This window comes from Streptomyces sp. NPDC018045, assembly GCF_044327445.1.
In the GTDB taxonomy this organism is placed as follows: domain Bacteria; phylum Actinomycetota; class Actinomycetes; order Streptomycetales; family Streptomycetaceae; genus Streptomyces.
This window is the reverse complement of record NZ_JBIRFL010000016.1, coordinates 52,967-68,690: the sequence shown is the minus strand read 5'-3', so window position 1 is coordinate 68,690 and position 15,724 is coordinate 52,967. Positions and strand designations below refer to the sequence as shown.

The 15,724-nt window shown below is 73.6% G+C and carries 15 protein-coding genes and 1 pseudogene; 10 read left to right on the top strand and 6 right to left on the bottom strand.

Annotated features, from left to right (window positions below):
• Window positions 1-30: 30 nt before the first annotated feature.
• Together dapE and ACH4EB_RS27520 are read left to right on the top strand one after the other, a co-directional pair.
• Window positions 31-1,122: a succinyl-diaminopimelate desuccinylase gene (gene dapE / locus ACH4EB_RS27525; RefSeq protein WP_398350505.1), complete on the top strand. Its 1,092-nt coding sequence runs from the start codon at window positions 31-33 to the stop codon at window positions 1,120-1,122.
• A gap of 177 nt (window positions 1,123-1,299) precedes the next feature.
• On the top strand, window positions 1,300-2,052 hold the full coding sequence (locus tag ACH4EB_RS27520) for a TIGR00730 family Rossman fold protein (RefSeq protein ID WP_398350503.1): 753 nt from the start codon (window positions 1,300-1,302) through the stop codon (window positions 2,050-2,052).
• 31 nt (window positions 2,053-2,083) lie between these two features.
• On the opposite strand, the gene folP is transcribed toward ACH4EB_RS27520, so the two are convergent.
• On the bottom strand, window positions 2,084-2,983 hold the full coding sequence (gene folP, locus ACH4EB_RS27515) for a dihydropteroate synthase (RefSeq protein WP_398350501.1): 900 nt from the start codon (window positions 2,981-2,983) through the stop codon (window positions 2,084-2,086).
• Window positions 2,984-3,073: 90 nt separating this feature from the next.
• Between folP and ACH4EB_RS27510 the strand changes: the two are divergent.
• Window positions 3,074-3,499 (top strand): annotated as a pseudogene (locus tag ACH4EB_RS27510) (DivIVA domain-containing protein); the annotation flags it as partial.
• A gap of 218 nt (window positions 3,500-3,717) precedes the next feature.
• On the top strand, window positions 3,718-4,326 hold the full coding sequence (locus ACH4EB_RS27505; protein WP_398350500.1) for a DNA-3-methyladenine glycosylase I: 609 nt from the start codon (window positions 3,718-3,720) through the stop codon (window positions 4,324-4,326).
• Window positions 4,327-4,343: 17 nt separating this feature from the next.
• Here the strand turns inward: ACH4EB_RS27505 and ACH4EB_RS27500 are convergent, their stop codons facing one another.
• Window positions 4,344-5,144, bottom strand: coding sequence for an enoyl-CoA hydratase/isomerase family protein (locus ACH4EB_RS27500; protein WP_398350499.1), 801 nt, complete (start codon window positions 5,142-5,144; stop codon window positions 4,344-4,346).
• A gap of 314 nt (window positions 5,145-5,458) precedes the next feature.
• Here ACH4EB_RS27500 and ACH4EB_RS27495 point away from each other — a divergent pair, with 314 nt between their 5' ends.
• The gene (locus tag ACH4EB_RS27495; RefSeq protein ID WP_003985072.1) at window positions 5,459-5,626 is read left to right on the top strand and encodes a DUF3117 domain-containing protein; all 168 of its coding nucleotides are present in this window, start codon (window positions 5,459-5,461) and stop codon (window positions 5,624-5,626) included.
• 150 nt (window positions 5,627-5,776) lie between these two features.
• On the opposite strand, the gene ACH4EB_RS27490 is transcribed toward ACH4EB_RS27495, so the two are convergent.
• Complete coding sequence (locus ACH4EB_RS27490; RefSeq protein ID WP_398350498.1) at window positions 5,777-6,460, bottom strand: O-methyltransferase; 684 nt, start codon at window positions 6,458-6,460, stop codon at window positions 5,777-5,779.
• A gap of 276 nt (window positions 6,461-6,736) precedes the next feature.
• Between ACH4EB_RS27490 and sigE the strand changes: the two genes are divergently transcribed.
• From sigE to ACH4EB_RS27465, 5 genes are all read left to right on the top strand, one after another.
• Window positions 6,737-7,426: an RNA polymerase sigma factor SigE gene (sigE, locus tag ACH4EB_RS27485; RefSeq protein ID WP_398350497.1), complete on the top strand. Its 690-nt coding sequence runs from the start codon at window positions 6,737-6,739 to the stop codon at window positions 7,424-7,426.
• A complete protein-coding gene (locus ACH4EB_RS27480) occupies window positions 7,423-8,421 on the top strand; it encodes a zf-HC2 domain-containing protein (RefSeq protein ID WP_398350496.1) in 999 nt (332 codons plus the stop codon). The genes sigE and ACH4EB_RS27480 overlap by 4 nt, the downstream gene beginning before the upstream one ends.
• 127 nt (window positions 8,422-8,548) lie before the next feature.
• Window positions 8,549-10,852 carry a trypsin-like peptidase domain-containing protein gene (locus ACH4EB_RS27475; protein WP_398350495.1) on the top strand — a complete coding sequence of 768 codons (2,304 nt, stop codon included), beginning with the start codon at window positions 8,549-8,551 and terminating at the stop codon, window positions 10,850-10,852.
• Between the two features lie 168 nt (window positions 10,853-11,020).
• Window positions 11,021-11,515 (top strand): sec-independent translocase, encoded by a 495-nt coding sequence (locus ACH4EB_RS27470; protein WP_398350494.1) that lies wholly within the window; start codon window positions 11,021-11,023, stop codon window positions 11,513-11,515.
• A 127-nt stretch (window positions 11,516-11,642) separates the two neighbouring features.
• Window positions 11,643-12,359: a hypothetical protein gene (locus tag ACH4EB_RS27465; protein WP_398350493.1), complete on the top strand. Its 717-nt coding sequence runs from the start codon at window positions 11,643-11,645 to the stop codon at window positions 12,357-12,359.
• A 119-nt stretch (window positions 12,360-12,478) separates the two neighbouring features.
• Here ACH4EB_RS27465 and ACH4EB_RS27460 read toward each other — a convergent pair whose 3' ends face one another.
• The 3 genes from ACH4EB_RS27460 to ACH4EB_RS27450 form a co-directional block, all read right to left on the bottom strand.
• A complete protein-coding gene (locus ACH4EB_RS27460) occupies window positions 12,479-13,639 on the bottom strand; it encodes an Mrp/NBP35 family ATP-binding protein (RefSeq protein WP_398350492.1) in 1,161 nt (386 codons plus the stop codon).
• A gap of 166 nt (window positions 13,640-13,805) precedes the next feature.
• Window positions 13,806-14,396 carry a DUF1003 domain-containing protein gene (locus ACH4EB_RS27455; protein ID WP_398350491.1) on the bottom strand — a complete coding sequence of 197 codons (591 nt, stop codon included), beginning with the start codon at window positions 14,394-14,396 and terminating at the stop codon, window positions 13,806-13,808.
• Window positions 14,386-15,684 (bottom strand): magnesium transporter MgtE N-terminal domain-containing protein, encoded by a 1,299-nt coding sequence (locus tag ACH4EB_RS27450; RefSeq protein WP_398350489.1) that lies wholly within the window; start codon window positions 15,682-15,684, stop codon window positions 14,386-14,388. The genes ACH4EB_RS27455 and ACH4EB_RS27450 overlap by 11 nt, the downstream gene beginning before the upstream one ends.
• Between the last annotated feature and the right edge of the window lie 40 nt (window positions 15,685-15,724).

Below are 15,724 nucleotides of genomic sequence, written 5' to 3'. Positions count from 1 at the left end.
TACTGGAGGGGCGCCGGTAGGGTCGGACCCATGGAGACCGCTACGCAGACCCCCGCACTGGACCTCTCCCTCGACGCGGCCCGGCTCACCGCTCAGCTCGTCGACATCCCCTCCGTCAGCCGGGACGAGAAGGCCATCGCGGACGCCGTCGAGAACGCGCTGCGTGCGCTCCCGCACCTGACGGTGGAGCGGGACGGCAACTGCATCGTCGCCCGTACGGACCAGGGCCACGCCGAGCGGGTCGTGCTGGCCGGCCACCTGGACACCGTGCCGATCGCGGACAACGTGCCCTCCCGGCTCGACGAGAACGGCGTCCTGTGGGGCTGCGGCACCACCGACATGAAGTCCGGCGTCGCCGTGCAACTGCGCATCGCCGCCACCGTCCCCGCGCCCAACCGCGACCTGACCTTCATCTTCTACGACATGGAGGAGATCGCCGCCGAGTTCAACGGCCTCGGACGGCTGGCCGAGGAGCACCCGGACTGGCTGGAGGGCGACTTCGCCGTCCTGCTGGAGTCCTCGAACACCGAGGTCGAGGGCGGCTGCCAGGGCACCCTGCGGGTGTTGCTGCGCACCGAGGGCGAGCGGGCCCACTCGGCCCGGAGCTGGATGGGCAGCAACGCCGTCCACGCGGCGGCACCGATCCTCGCGCGCCTGGCCGCCTACGAGCCGCGGCGGGCCGTCATCGACGGCCTCGAATACCGCGAGGGCCTGAACGCCGTACGGATCGAGGGCGGCGTGGCGGGCAACGTGATCCCCGACACCTGCACCGTCGCCGTCAACTTCCGCTACGCGCCCGACCGCGGCGAGCAGGAGGCGCTCGACCACGTCCGCGAGGTCTTCGCGGACTGCGGTGTCGCCGAGATGATCGTCGACGACCACTCGCCGGGCGCGCTGCCGGGCCTCTCCCACCCCGCGGCCGCCGCCTTCATGAAGGCGGTCGGCGGCGTCGCGAAGCCCAAGTTCGGCTGGACGGACGTCTCGCGCTTCAGCGCCCTGGGCGTGCCCGCCGTGAACTACGGCCCCGGCGACCCCGTACTGGCGCACAAGAAGGACGAACGGGTCGCCGTCGAGCGGATCCTGCACTGCGAGGAGCGCCTGCGGTCCTGGCTCACCGCGTAGCCCCGGCCGCCGGATCCCGGCCGCCGCACTCCGGTCGTCGAACCCCTGTCTGCCCGCGGCGCCCGGCACGCCCGGCCCACGGGCCCCGCAGGTGTCCCGGCATCCGGAATTGCCTTGCCCGTCACCTGCGCCGATCTACCCTTGCCGGACACCGACCGGCAGCGGAGGGAGCACGATATGGCCAGCCCCGAGGAAGAACGGGCGTGGGAGGAACAGCGCCTGGGACCCGTGGTGCGCCGACGCGAGCAGGTGCAGCGGGGCACCACGGACCAGCGGCTGCTGGACACCGCCGAGGGCGACACGGAGTGGGTGCACACCGACCCCTGGCGGGTCATGCGCATCCAGTCGGAGTTCGTGGAGGGCTTCGGCGCGCTGGCCGAACTGCCCAGCGCCATCAGCGTCTTCGGCTCGGCCCGTACGCCCGTCGGCTCGCCCGAGTACGAGACGGGCGTGGCACTCGGCCGGGCGCTGGTGGAGGCCGGCTTCGCGGTGATCACGGGTGGCGGGCCCGGCGTGATGGAGGCCGCCAACCGGGGCGCCAGGGAGGCCAAGGGCGTCTCCGTCGGCCTGGGCATCGAGCTGCCTTTCGAGCAGGGCATGAACCCGCACGTCGACATCGGTGTCAACTTCCGGTACTTCTTTGTCCGAAAAACGATGTTTGTGAAGTACGCGCAGGGCTTCGTCGTACTGCCCGGCGGGATGGGCACCCTCGACGAGCTGTTCGAGGCGCTGACCCTCGTCCAGACGCGCAAGGTCACCCGCTTCCCGATCGTGCTCTTCGGTACGGAGTACTGGAACGGCCTGGTCGACTGGCTGCGCGACACGGTCGTCGCGCAGGGCAAGGCGTCGGAACACGACCTGCTGCTGTTCCATGTCACCGACGACGTGGACGAGGCGGTCGCGCTGGTCTCCAAGGAGACCGGGAAGTAGCGCGGGGCCCCGGCGGCGCGCGCCGCGAGGGCTACGCGAGTCCCCGGCGGGCCACCGCCGGGGGCCGGTGGCCCGCGATCGACGCCACCATGTCCAGGACCTGCCGGGTCTCGGCGACCTCGTGGACGCGGTAGACCTGTGCGCCCAGCCACGCCGAGACCGCGGTCGTCGCCAGCGTCCCGAGCAGCCGCTCCTTGACCGGCCGGTCCAGCGTCTCGCCGACGAAGTCCTTGTTCGACAGTGAGACCAGCACCGGCAACGGGGTGTCCCCTGCCCGGGCGAAGCCGAGGGCCTGCGGAACGGCGGCCGCCATCTCGCCGAGCCGCCGGGTCGCCTCCAGGCTGTGCCGGGTGTTCTTCCCGAAGTCGTGCCCCGGGTCGATCATGATCGCGTCGCGCCGTACGCCCAGCTCCGCCGCCCGCTCGGCCAGCCCCAGCGTCACCCGCAGGATGTCCGCCATCACGTCCTCGTACGCCACCCGGTGCGGGCGGGTCCGCGGCGCGACACCACCCGCGTGGGTGCACACCAGGCCCACGCCGTACCGGGCCGCGACCTCGGCCAGCTTCGGGTCCACCCCGCCCCACGCGTCGTTGAGCAGGTCGGCGCCGGCCTCGCAGACCGCCTCGCCGACCTCGTGCCGCCAGGTGTCCACGCTGATCACCACGTCCGGGTGCCGCTTGCGCACCTCGGCGACGAAGCCGACCGTGCGCCGGACCTCCTCCTCGGCGTCCACCTCCTCGCCGGGGCCCGCCTTGACCCCGCCGATGTCGATGATCGCGGCGCCCTCGGCCACCGCCTGCTCCACCCGGGCGAGCGCGGGCGCGTCGGTGAAGGTGGCCCCCTGGTCGTAGAAGGAGTCCGGGGTCCTGTTCACGATGGCCATGATCACCGGCTCGTGAGCGGTGAACTCTCGATTCCCCAGCCGCAGCATTGCTTCTCCCTCATCCTGGTCCGGCAGCGACCCTAACGGTCACACCCGCATGGCACGATCAGTGCCAACACATAGCTCGGGGAGATGGTCGTGTTCTGGTTCTTGCTGATCGCGATGGTCGTGGTGGTCGCCGCGGTCACGCTCGCCGTGGTCGGCGGTGGCGACGAGGGCGGGCTCGGCGAGGCGGCGCCGGACCGGCTGTACGAACCGCTGCCCGTCGACCGTCCCGTCTCCCGCGCCGACGTGGAGGCGGTGCGCCTGCCGGTGGGCGTGCGCGGCTACCGGATGAACGACGTCGACGACGTGCTGGACCGGCTCGGCGCCGAGCTGGCCGAACGGGACGCGCGCATCGCCGAACTGGAGGCGGCCCTCGCGGGCGCGCACGCCGCGGCGATGGGTCCGCCCGGCCTGATCAAGGGCTCCCTGGAGGACGGCTCCGGGGACCGGGGCGGGAAGCGGCCGGAGGGTGGGGGGACCGGGGCTGCTGGATCTGCCGGGTCTGCTGAACCGGCGGGGGCTGCCGGGCCGACGGGACCGATCGAACCGACCGGATCTGCTGGGCTTACCGGGCCTGCCGAACCGGCCGGGCCTGCCGAAGCGGCCGGGCCTGCCGGGCCTGCCGAAGCGGCCGGGCCTGCCGGGCCTGCCGAAGCGGCCGAGCCTGCCGGACATACCGTACCTACCGGACAGGAGCCCCCGGCCTCCGGGGGCGAGGAAGAGGGGAAGACCGCCTCATGACGGGAGTGGTCACGGCTCCGGACGGGGTGCCACGCTGCCCCTGGGGCATGGAGTCGGAGAAAATGGCCGACTATCGCACCTATCACGACACCGAGTGGGGCCTGCCGGTCCACGGCGACGACGCGCTCTTCGAGCGGATGTGTCTGGAGGCGTTCCAGTCCGGGCTGTCCTGGATCACGATCCTGCGCCGCCGCGAGGGCTTCCGGGCCGCGTTCGCGGACTTCCGCATCGAGGCGGTCGCCCGGTTCACCGAGGCGGACGCCGAGCGGCTGCTCACCGACGCCCGCATCATCCGCAACCGCGCGAAGATCAACGCGGTGATCGCCAACGCGCGGGTCGCGGCCGAGCTGGCCCCGGGCGAGCTGGACCGGCTGATCTGGTCCTACGCGCCCGAGCGCGGCACCCGGCGGGCACCGCGCACCCTGGTCGACGTGGCGCCCGTCACCCCGGAGTCCACCGCGCTGGCCAAGGACCTCAAGAAGCGCGGCTTCCGCTTCATCGGCCCCACCACGGCGTACGCGACGATGCAGGCGTGCGGCCTGGTGAACGACCACCTGGCGGACTGCCATGTGCGGGACGCGGTGGAGGCCGCGGCGAACGCCTGAGGGGCGCCCGGGGCGCTCTAGCGCCCCAGGAACCTCGGCTTCTCCTTCTTCACGAACGCCTCGACCGCGATGTGGTGGTCCTCCGAGGCGCCCGCCCGCGTCTGGAGCTCGTCCTCCTTGGCCAGTGCCTCGATGAGCGAGTGACCGGCCCCGTACGCGAGGGATTCCTTGATCGCCGCGTATGCGGCGGTCGGCCCCTCGGCCAGCGTGCGCGCCACCGCCGCCGCCTCGGCCGCCAACTCGGCCGCCGGGACGACCTTGTTCGCGATGCCCAGGTCGTGCGCCTCCTGCGCGGTGATGCTGCGCGGGAAGAGCAGCAGGTCGGCGGCGCGGCCGTGGCCGATCAGGCGGGGCAGTGTCCAGGAGATGCCGGAGTCGGCGGTGAGCGCCACGCCGGCGAAGGAGGTGTTGAAGGAGGCGGTGTCGGCGACGACCCGGTAGTCGGCGGCCAGCGCGAAACCGGCGCCGGCGCCCGCCGCGACCCCGTTGACCCCCGCCACCACCGGCTTGGGCATCCCGGCGAGCGCCGTGACGATGGGGTTGTAGTGCTCGCGCACCGTGCTCATGGTCTGTCCCGAGCCGGTCTCGCGGTCCTGGGCCAGCAGCCCGATGTGCTCCTTGAGGTCCTGGCCCACACAGAAGGCGCGTCCGGTGGCGGTCAGCAGGACGGCCCGTACGGCCGGGTCGGCGGCGGCGTCGCGCAGGGTGTCCCGCAGGGCGGCCTTGGTCTCCGTGTTCATCGCGTTCATCGCGTCGGGACGGTTGATCGTGATCGTCCCGACGCCGTCGGTCACGTCGTAGAGCACGGTGTCGGCCATGGTGAGGGGTCCCTCCGTCGCGGCTCGCGCTGCCGGGCAGTGGCAGCCAGCGCTCAGGATGCCGGAGATCATCGGCGTCCGTCATGTGACGTACGTCAAACTACCGGCGAGGACCGGACGCCGGTCGAGGGCGAAGTATCGCAGCCCACTCCCCGAATTGGGTGGTTTTGCGAGAGCGCGTTGCCGAAGGGATGCTCCCCGATGTTGGTCATCGGGTCGTGCGATGCGGGATAATGGCCTGGAAGCAATGTGTTCGATGCCGGTGACACCTGGGTTGTCGGCTGCGTGAGCTGGTTTCAGGAAGGGGAACGAGCATGGCGGCCATGAAGCCGCGGACGGGCGACGGCCCGCTCGAGGTGACCAAGGAGGGGCGGGGCATCGTCATGCGCGTTCCGCTCGAAGGCGGCGGTCGACTCGTCGTCGAGCTGACTCCCGACGAAGCCAAGGCCCTGGGCGAGGCCCTGGAGAAGGTCACCGTCTGACAGGGCAGCCGCCCTGATGCTGCGGTTTCCCGGGGCTGACCCCTGGACCCCCAGCCGAATACCCGGGCCCCGGTGGGCGCCGCGCTTGCGCGGGGCCTGCCGGGGCCGTGTCGTTCCCGGACGCCCGGCCCGTACGCCCACGGGCGGCGCTCAGCCGCGCCTGACGGCACACAGCAGGCCGTCGCCCACCGGCAGCAGGGACGAGACCAGCGCGTCCGTCTCGCGGAGCGTGCGCAGCAGCTCGCGCAGGCGCAGCACCTCCGCGGGCTGGGCCGCCGAGTCGACCGTACGGCCGTCGGCGAAGACGCCCTCGAAACAGACCAGGCCACCGGGGCGCAGCAGCCGCAACGATTCAGCGAGATAGTCCAGGCACTCCATGCGGTCCCCGTCACAGAAGACGAGGTCGTAGCCGCCGTCGGCGAGCCGGGGCAGTACGTCCAGGGCGCGGCCGGGGATGAAGCGCGCGCGGTTGCCGGCGAAGCCCGCCTCCCGGAACGCCTGCTTCGCGAACTGCTGCCGCTCCGGTTCCAGGTCGACCGTCGTCAGGACGCCGTCCGGACGCATGCCGTGCAGGAGGTAGATGCCCGACACTCCCGTGCCGGTGCCGATCTCGGCGACCGCCTTGGCGTCGGCCGTCGCGGCGAGCAGGCGCAACGCGGTGCCGGTGCCGGTGGACACCGCGCGGATGCCCGCCTCCCGCGCCCGCTCCCGGGACCAGTGCAGGGCGGCGTCGGCCTCGTCGTCGATGGTCCCGGCGCCGTACGCCTCGGCGAATGCCAAGCTCGTCTGCCGGTTGCCGGTAATGGCCCTCTCCTGTCCCCGTAGTTGACGCAACCGTGACTGTATCCGCTGCGTGCGGGAACCCGCAGATGGGACCGGGCGTTGAAGCACAGCAGGGGGGATGCATCGGTGAAGACCCAGCGAGACGTGCGGGATGACGCGAAGCCAGGCCAAAAGCAGGTCAAATCTGCTTATCCGGAGCTAACGGGCGAGGTGGATATGGTAGGGGCTCTACTGGACACCACCAGAGCCACCAGGGGAGGTGCGGCTGCGGCGGGTGACCGATGGGCGCGCAGGCGTCTCAGGCGGTCGGCCGTCGAGCCGAAATCCGTGACAGACACCGCTGACCGTTCCCGCTCCCACGGCCTCAAGGGTAGGGGAGGGGCCTTTGACACCGCTACGACAGCGACGTTCGCCGCCGAAGCGGATGCGCAGGCCTGGACCCCGCCCACCTGGGAGGAGATCGTCAGCACGCACAGCGCGCGGGTCTACCGTCTCGCCTATCGCCTCACGGGCAACCAGCACGACGCCGAGGACCTGACGCAGGAGGTCTTCGTCCGCGTCTTCCGCTCGCTGTCGACGTACACCCCCGGCACCTTCGAGGGCTGGCTGCACCGCATCACGACCAACCTCTTCCTGGACATGGTCCGCCGCCGCCAGCGCATCCGCTTCGACGCGCTCGGTGACGACGCGGCCGAGCGGCTCCCCAGCCGCGAGCCCTCCCCGCAGCAGCATTTCAACGACACCCACTTCGACGCCGACGTCCAGCAGGCGCTGGACACCCTCGCGCCCGAGTTCCGCGCCGCCGTGGTGCTCTGCGACATCGAGGGCCTGTCGTACGAGGAGATCGCCGCCACCCTCGGCGTGAAGCTGGGCACGGTCCGCAGCCGGATCCACCGCGGCCGCTCCCACCTGCGCAAGGCGCTCAAGCACCGCTCCCCGGCCGCGCGCGCCGAGGAGCGCGAGCGCGACCGGCGGCCGCTCACTTCGGTCACTACGGGGGAGGTCGGAATCGCGTGAGCGGTACAGGCGGTCCGTCCCCCGCCGAGCATCATCTCGGCGACCGCCTCGCGGCTCTGGTCGACGGGGAGTTGGGCCATGACGCGCGCGAGCGGGTGCTCGCGCATCTCGCTACGTGTGGAAAGTGCAAGGCGGAGGCGGACGACCAGCGGCGGCTGAAGAACGTCTTCGCGGAAACGGCGCCCCCCGGTCCCTCCGAGGGGCTGCTGGCGCGCCTCCAGGGGCTGCCCGGAGGTGATGCCGACGGCCCCGGAAGTCGGCTGGGCCCCGGGCGCTTCGGCAGCGGCGCGTTCGGCGACTTCGCCGAGGGCGGCGAGTTCGAGGCGCGCGGCGGCTCGCTCCGGTATCTCCCGTCCGGCACCCATGCCGCCGGCGGGGTGCCCCGGCAGCCGCGCTCGCGCGGCTTCCGCATCCACGAGCCGGCCAGACCCGCGCCGCAGCGCCGCCGGTTCGCCTTCGCGGCGGCCGGCGCGGTCTCCCTGGCGGCGTTCGCGCTCGGCGGCGCCCTGCCGCTGGAGGCGGCGGTCGACACCCCGAGCGGCCGCGCCGACGGTACGGGCAGCCAGATGACGCCGCTCAGCGCCACCCCCGGCCCGGTCGGCCCGCCGGGCATGACGCGCGGCGAGGCCCTGCTGTTCGCGACGGGCTCCCCGTGGGCGCGGTCGCTCCCCGGCGCGGGCGTCACCCCGGACCCGGCCCCGAGTTCGCTCGGGCTGACCGGCCCGTCGGTGCCGTCGGCCGCGCGCCCCGCCCCGTCGCTGCTCCTGTCCCAGGTCGCGTTCCCGTCCGACGGCCGGTCCGCCCTGCCCGCGCTGACGCTCCAGACGGGTCAGCTCATGCCGTACCACCCCGCGCCGGCCCCGCAGTCCGGCGCGCGTGACACGGCCCCGTACCCGCCGTCGGCGGACGCCGGACGCCCCCTGGCCGGGCCCGCCGTACCGTCCGGCCTCGCCTCCCGGGAGGCGCTGACCGCCCACCGCCCCGCCCCGCGCTGACCGGGCTCTGCGCGGGGCCGCGCGAACCTGGTTGAATCGCTGTCCGGATGGCGTTTCCCTTCGGGGACGCGCCGTCGGCGAGGTGGTGGTGCCCGCCTGACACAGCGGGCGTATCGGTGGGGAGAACATGGACGAGGGCACGGCCGCCGGGCCGAAGCGGAACTGGTGGAGCCGGCCTGGGCAGCGGCCCGCGGAGCCGTCGGCACAGGCACCCGCCGCGCCCGGGCCCGCGACGCCCGAGGTCGGAGCGACGCCCGAGGCCGGAGCGGCACCCGAGACCGAAGGCGCCGCCGCCACCCGGGAACGCACGGCACCGCCTGCCGGTGCGGCCGGTGACCTGCCCACCGGGCCCACTGCGCCCACCGGGCCGGAGGGAATCGCTTCGGCCGCTCCGCAGGCCGGGACGGACCAGCAGCCGACTGAGCCGTCCGGCAGCACGCCCAACGGCGCTCCCGGCAGCACGCCCAACGGCGCTCCCGGCAGCACGCCCGGCGCGTCTTCGGACGCCGGCGCCGGCGCGGGCGCCGACGCTTCGGGCGCCGCTCCCGGCCCTGGCTCCGGCATCCCGTCGAGCGCCACGCCCGAGGCGGGCTCCGGCGCACCGGCCCCCGTGCCGCCCGCTTCCGTATCGCACGCCCCCGCGCCCCCGGCCGCCCCGCCGCAGCAGCCGCTGCATCCTCAGGACCCGTACGGCACGCCTCCGTATGGCGACCCGGGCCCCTGGGCGCCCGCGCCGCCGGTGCAGCGTCCGACGGCCACCCCGGCGCACGGCACGGGAGTCCCGCCGCAGAGCACGGGCGCCACGCCGATTGCCGGGCAGCAGGCCGCGTACGGCGGCGCACCCGTACCGCCGTCCCGGCAGCCGTTCCCGGCCCAGCCGCAGCCGCCCGTGGGCCCGCCGCACGAGGATTCCGCCCGTACGCCGATGCCGTGGGCGGAGCCGCCGTCCGCGCCCGGCCGGCCGCCGCAGGGCCCGGACGCGCCGCACCACCCGGCCGCGGCCCCTCCGCCGTCCGGCGCGGACGCCGCCCCGCGCGGCGCGGGGGACGGCGCCGGGCTCCCCGCCGTGATGCACGACGCGTCCGGCGGTGCCCCGCTCCCGCCCGAGGCGCACGGCGCGCCGCAGCCCCGGCACCTCCCGCAGCCCGGCCCGGGCGGCGTGGAGCCGGGGCCGGGCGGGACCGCCGGCCCCCAGCAGCCCCACCAGCAGGGCGAGCAGCAGAGCCACTGGCAGCAGTACGACCCCTGGGGGGCGCCGCGGCACGGCGCGGCGATGCCTCTGGGCACGCCGCCCCCGCCCCCGCCGCCGGCCCCCCGGCGCAACCGCCGCGGCGCGCTGGCCGCGGGCGCGGTGGCCCTGGCGCTGGTGGCCGGCGGCGTCGGCGGCGGCGTCGGCGCGTACATCGAGCGCAACGGCGGCCTCGGCAGCATCGAGTTGCCGCAGGACTCCGGCGACCGGGGCGGCCGCAAGCCGGACAGCGTCGCGGGCATCGCGCAGGCGGCGCTGCCCAGCGTGGTCACCCTGCACGTCCGCGGCAACAGCGAGCAGGGCACCGGCACCGGCTTCGTCCTCGACCAGCAGGGCCACATCCTCACCAACAACCACGTCGTCGAGCCGGCCGGCACCGGCGGGGAGATAGCGGTCTCCTTCAGCGGCGGCCAGACGGCCAAGGCCAAGGTCATCGGCCGGGACGGCGGCTACGACCTGGCCGTCGTCCAGGTGCAGGGCGTCTCCGGGCTGCGTCCGCTGGCGCTCGGCGACTCCGACGCCGTACGGGTCGGCGACCCCGTCGTGGCGATCGGCGCCCCGTACGACCTCGCGAACACCGTCACCGCCGGCATCATCAGCGCCAAGCAGCGGCCCATCACGGCGGGCGGCAAGAAGGGCGACGGCAGCGACGTCTCGTACGTGGACGCCCTGCAGACGGACGCCCCGATCAACCCGGGCAACTCCGGCGGTCCGCTCGTCGACTCCCGGGCGCGGGTGATCGGCATCAACAGTGCCATTCGCGCCGCGGGCAGCTCCGGCGGCGGCCTGGAGGGCGGCCAGGGCGGCAGTATCGGCCTGGGCTTCGCCATACCGATCAACCAGGGCAAGTGGGTGGCCGAGCAACTGATCAACAAGGGCAGGGTCAGCCACCCGGTGATCGGCGTCACGCTGGAGATGGAGTACGCGGGCGACGGCGCGCGGGTCAGCGCCGCGAGCAAGGACGGCGGGGCCCCCGTCACCCCCGGCGGCCCGGGGGCCAGGGCGGGCATCAAGCCGCGCGACGTGATCACCAAGGTGGACGGGCAGCCCGTGCACAGCGGCGAGGAGCTGATCATCAAGATCCGCAGCCACCGCCCGGGGGACCGGCTCACCCTGACCCTGCGGCGGGACGGCAAGGAGCAGACCGCCCGGCTGACCCTCGGTGCCGCCGGCCAGGAGTAGGGGCCCGCGCGGGTGCGGGCCGGACCGTTTGCACGGTGTTGGGACGGGCGACTCCCGCCGGACGCCATGGGCCAGGTACCGTGATAGGCGGCCTGGCCCATAGGCCCGACACGTCCCCTCAGGCCCCCTAGGGCCTGGTAGGCCACGGATGACCCAAGGAGCCGCAAGGTGTTCTTCGACATAGGACCCCTAGAGCTGATCGCGCTCGTGATCCTTGCGGTATTGATCTTCGGGCCGGACAAGTTGCCCAAGGTGATCTCCGATGTCATGGGATTCGTGCGCAAGGTGCGGGCGTTCTCGGACAACGCCAAGGAGGACATCCGCAGCGAGCTGGGGCCGGAGTTCAAGGACTTCGAGTTCGAGGACCTCAAGCCGCGCAACTTCGTGCGCAAGCACGTGATGGAGAACGACCAGTACGGCCTCCAGGAGATCCGTAACGGCTTCGACCTGAAGAAGGAGATGGCCGAGGTCACGGACGCCGTGCACGGCGTCGACGGCGCCTCCTCCGCCGACCGGGGGTCCGCGTCCCGGGTGAGCTTCACCAAGGAGTCCCCGGACGCCGCGGCGGGCTCCGGCGGCGGTTCCGCCGCGCCGGACATGTTCACGAAGGGCGCGCGGCCGGCACCGAACGAGCGCCCGCCGTTCGATCCCGATGCCACCTGACTCGTCTTATGCAAGCCTTATGCCCGCTGGTGCCGAGCGGGTTGACTATGCTCCCCGTGTCCGGGGTGAGGTCGCCTGAGGGGGGCGGGCCGCCCACGACGCAGGGCAAATAGGAGGCTCCGCGCAGATGGAGACGACGGGTCGGGCAGGAGTTCAGGCGGTCACCGCCGGCACCGGGCGGAAGGTCGACGGGTATCTGTCGGCCGCGTTCCCGTGGTACGGACTCGACGACGCGTTCACCGGTCCCCGCTGGCTGCTGCAGGTCGGCGCGGCCGCGGACGGCACGGTCGAGCACGGCGCGACCGGCCACGGCCAGGAGCCCACCATAAAGGTGGAGAGCACACCGGACTCGGAGCGGTTCGCGGTCGTGGTGACCGTCGCCAGCCGGCCCGTGCGGCGCAGCGCGGACGGCACGGGGGTCCTGGACGCCACGTCCACGTCCACGGCGGCCTGGCTCGCCGGATCGGGCCTGCTCTCCCGCACCTGGCCGACGCAGATGGACCGCACGCTCCGCCAGGACTGGCTCGACCAGCAGACGATGCTCGCCTGGGAGCTGGCGGACGACCTCGGTGGCGAGGGCTGGAGCGCGCTGACGCTGCCGGTGGACGGCGTACCGACGCCGTTCCGCTACCGCGAGTCGGAGTACGGCTGGGTGCTGGCCGGGTCGGCGGGCGACGGCCCCGAGGGCGTGCACATCGGGGCGTACGGGCGCGGGATGAGCGCGTACGGGCTGGGCTTCGCGGTGGTCAAGGACATCGCCGTGTACGCGGGCGGCGACAGCGGCCCGCAGCCCGGCGACGGCCGGGCGGACGACGTGCCCGCGGAAGGCGTGGCGGCGGACTGAGCGGACCGGCCGCGCACCGCCCCGGCACGGCGCGCGCGGACCGTACGACGACGCGGGGGCGGACCCGACGGGCCCGCCCCGCGTGTGCTCCGGCCGCCGTTCCGGGCCGCCGGGCCGCCTCAGAACTTGTTGCGCGGGGTGATCCCCAGCGACATGCCCGACAGGCCGCGCTGGCGGCCGCCCAGCTTGCCCGCGATGGCGCGGATCGCCGCGCCGGCGGGGGACTCCGGATCGGTCAGCACCACCGGCTTGCCCTCGTCACCGCCCTCGCGCAGCCGTACGTCGATCGGGATGGCGCCCAGCACCGGCACCTGCGTACCGGTGGTCTTCGTCAGGCCCTCGGCGACCCGCTCGCCGCCGCCGGAGCCGAACACGTCCACCATCTCGTCGCAGTGCGGGCAGGGCAGCCCGGACATGTTCTCCACCACGCCGACGATCTTCTGGTGGGTCTGTACGGCGATGGAGCCGGCCCGCTCGGCGACCTCCGCCGCGGCCTGCTGCGGCGTGGTGACGACCAGGATCTCCGCGTTCGGGACGAGCTGCGCCACCGAGATGGCGATGTCGCCGGTGCCCGGGGGCAGGTCGAGCAGCAGGACGTCCAGGTCGCCCCAGTACACGTCGGCCAGGAACTGCTGGAGCGCGCGGTGCAGCATCGGCCCGCGCCACACCACCGGGGCGTTGCCCGGGGTGAACATGCCGATGGAGATCACCTTCACGCCGTTGGCCGACGGCGGCATGATCATGTTCTCGACCTGGGTGGGACGGCCGTCCGCGCCCAGCATCCGGGGCACCGAGTGGCCGTAGATGTCGGCGTCCACCACGCCGACCTTCAGACCGTCGGCCGCCATCGCCGCGGCCAGGTTGACCGTCACCGACGACTTGCCGACGCCGCCCTTGCCGGAGGCGACCGCGTAGACCCGGGTCAGCGAGCCCGGCTTGGCGAACGGCACCTCGCGCTCGGCGGTGCCGCCGCGCAGCGACGACGCCAGCTCCTTGCGCTGCTCGTCGCTCATTACGTCCAGCTCGACCGAGACGCCGGTGACGCCCTCGACACGGCCCACGGCCTCGCGCACGTTCGAGGTGATCGTCTCGCGCATCGGGCAGCCGGCGACCGTCAGGTAGACCGCCACCGCCACCGTGCCGTCCGCCGCGATCTCCACCGATTTGACCATGCCCAGTTCGGTGATGGGGCGGTGGATCTCGGGGTCGTTCACCGTGGCGAGCGCGGCGTGGACCGCGTCCTCGCTCGGCGCTGCGCCTTGGGGCGTGTCGGTAGCCATACCGAAATACTACGGCCGTGCGCGGCGCGCCCTGAAGGGGCGGTGGCCGGGCGACGGGTGGGCACCACGGCCGCGCGCAGTGCGCCCTGAAGGGGCGGCGGGCGGGGCCCGCGCGGCGCCGGTGGCCGCCTCCGGAAAGGTCGGCGGCCGGCCGCGTCCGCCGGGGCTACTCCCGGCGGCGGACCTCCTGCTCGCTCTCCGCGTCCACCATCTGACGCAGCTCCAGCTCCTTCATCATGTCCTGGAGTTCGGAGCGGATCCAGTCACGGGTGGCCACCTCGCCCAGACCCAGCCGCAGCGCCGCCACCTCCCGGGTCAGGTACTCGGTGTCGGCGATGGCGCGCTCGTTCTCCTTGCGGTCCTGCTCCCGGGTGACCCGGTCCCGGTCGTCCTGCCGGTTCTGCGCCAACAGGATCAGCGGTGCCGCGTAGGACGCCTGGAGCGAGAGCATCAGGGTCAGGAAGATGAACGGGTAGTGGTCGAAGCGCAGGTGGCCGGGTGCGGCGACGTTCCAGATGATCCACACCACGATGATCACCGTCATCCAGACGATGAACCGGCCGGTGCCCAGGAAGCGGGCGATCTTCTCCGACAGCCGCCCGAACGCCTCCGGGTCGTACTCGGGCAGCAGGCTCCGGCGGGGCGCGCGCGGCTGGTCCAGGCGCACCCGGGAGCGCCCGCCGCCCGGCCCGGACCCCGGCGCCGCGCTCAGCGCCCGCGCACGCTCCTTGACACCGTCCCGTTCCTCAGCGCCCATCGTCCGGTTCTCCCTCCCGGTCCGCCGCCGCGCCCGGCGGTCCGTGCATCTCCGCCTCACGCCAGTCGTCGGGCAGCAGGTGGTCCAGTACGTCGTCGACGGTCACCGCGCCCAGCAGGGAGCCGCTCTCGTCCACGACCGGCGCCGCCACCATGTTGTAGGTCGCCAGATAGCTGGTCACCTCGTTCAGCGGGGTGCCCGGCGGCAGCGGCGGCAGGTCGGTGTCCGCCACGGAGCTGACGAGCGTGAACGGCGGGTCGCGCAGCAGCCGCTGGAAGTGCACCAGTCCCAGGTACTTGCCGGTCGGCGTCTCGTCCGGCGGCCGGCACACGTACACCTGCGCCGCCAGCGCCGGCGACAGGTCCGGGTCGCGCACCCGGGCCAACGCGACCGCGATCGTCGCGTCCGGCCGCAGCACGATCGGCTCGGTCGTCATCAGGCCGCCCGCGGTGCGCTCCTCGTACGCCATCAGCCGCCGTACGTCCGCCGCGTCGTCCGGCCGCATCAGAGCGAGCAACCGTTCCTTCTCCTCCTCCGGCAGCTCGGAGAGCAGATCGGCGGCGTCGTCCGGGTCCATCGCCTCCAGGACGTCGGCGGCCCGCTCCTCCTGGAGCTTGCCCATGATCTCGACCCGGTCGTCCTCCGGCAGCTCCTCCAGGACGTCCGCCAGCCGGTCGTCGTCCAGCGCGGCGGCCACCTCGCCGCGCCGCTTCGGCGTCAGGTGGTGCAGCGCGCTGGCCAGATCCGCCGGGCGGAGCTGCTCGAAGGTCGCGAGCAGGTTCTCCGCGCCCTGCCCGTGCTCCTCCAGCGAGAACCCGGTCACCGCCGACCAGTCCACGGTCAGCGCCTCTCCCTTGCGGCGCAGCGCCCCGCCCTTCCCCTTCCGTACGAAGACCTTGTCGATCTCCCAGTCGCGGCGGGCCGGAAGCTGGCTGATGCCGATGTCCAGGACGGTGGCCTCCTCGCCCGTCTCGACCAGGCTCACCCGGCGGTCCAGCAGCTCGCCGAGGACCAGGGTCTCCGACGCGCGCTGCTCGAAGCGCCGCATGTTCACCACGCCGGTGGTGATGACCTGGCCGGACTCCACGCCCGTCACCCGGGTCATCGGCAGGAAGATCCGGCGGCGGCTGACGACCTCGACGACCAGGCCCAGCAGCCGCGGCGGCCGGCCGCCCACCCGCAACATCGCGACCAGGTCGCGGACCCGGCCGACCTGGTCGCCGTTGGGGTCGAAGACGGCGATGCCCGCGAGGTGGGAGACGAACACCCGAGGGGTGACCACCGCCATGCCGAGTGCCTCCGCTTCCGTTCCGCTGCGCCGTAGCGGG

Bases quoted from the DNA above. Each gene is read 5' to 3' on its own strand.
- ACH4EB_RS27520 (WP_398350503.1), top strand. From the start codon at position 1,300: ATGGCCAGCCCCGAGGAAGAACGGGCGTGGGAGGAACAGCGCCTGGGA.
- ACH4EB_RS27475 (WP_398350495.1), top strand. From the start codon at position 8,549: ATGGACGAGGGCACGGCCGCCGGGCCGAAGCGGAACTGGTGGAGCCGG.
- dapE (WP_398350505.1), top strand. From the start codon at position 31: ATGGAGACCGCTACGCAGACCCCCGCACTGGACCTCTCCCTCGACGCG.
- ACH4EB_RS27450 (WP_398350489.1), bottom strand. From the start codon at position 15,684: ATGGCGGTGGTCACCCCTCGGGTGTTCGTCTCCCACCTCGCGGGCATC.
- ACH4EB_RS27500 (WP_398350499.1), bottom strand. From the start codon at position 5,144: ATGGCCGACACCGTGCTCTACGACGTGACCGACGGCGTCGGGACGATC.
- ACH4EB_RS27495 (WP_003985072.1), top strand. From the start codon at position 5,459: ATGGCGGCCATGAAGCCGCGGACGGGCGACGGCCCGCTCGAGGTGACC.
- ACH4EB_RS27505 (WP_398350500.1), top strand. From the start codon at position 3,718: ATGACGGGAGTGGTCACGGCTCCGGACGGGGTGCCACGCTGCCCCTGG.
- ACH4EB_RS27455 (WP_398350491.1), bottom strand. From the start codon at position 14,396: ATGGGCGCTGAGGAACGGGACGGTGTCAAGGAGCGTGCGCGGGCGCTG.
- ACH4EB_RS27465 (WP_398350493.1), top strand. From the start codon at position 11,643: ATGGAGACGACGGGTCGGGCAGGAGTTCAGGCGGTCACCGCCGGCACC.
- ACH4EB_RS27460 (WP_398350492.1), bottom strand. From the start codon at position 13,639: ATGGCTACCGACACGCCCCAAGGCGCAGCGCCGAGCGAGGACGCGGTC.
- folP (WP_398350501.1), bottom strand. From the start codon at position 2,983: ATGCTGCGGCTGGGGAATCGAGAGTTCACCGCTCACGAGCCGGTGATC.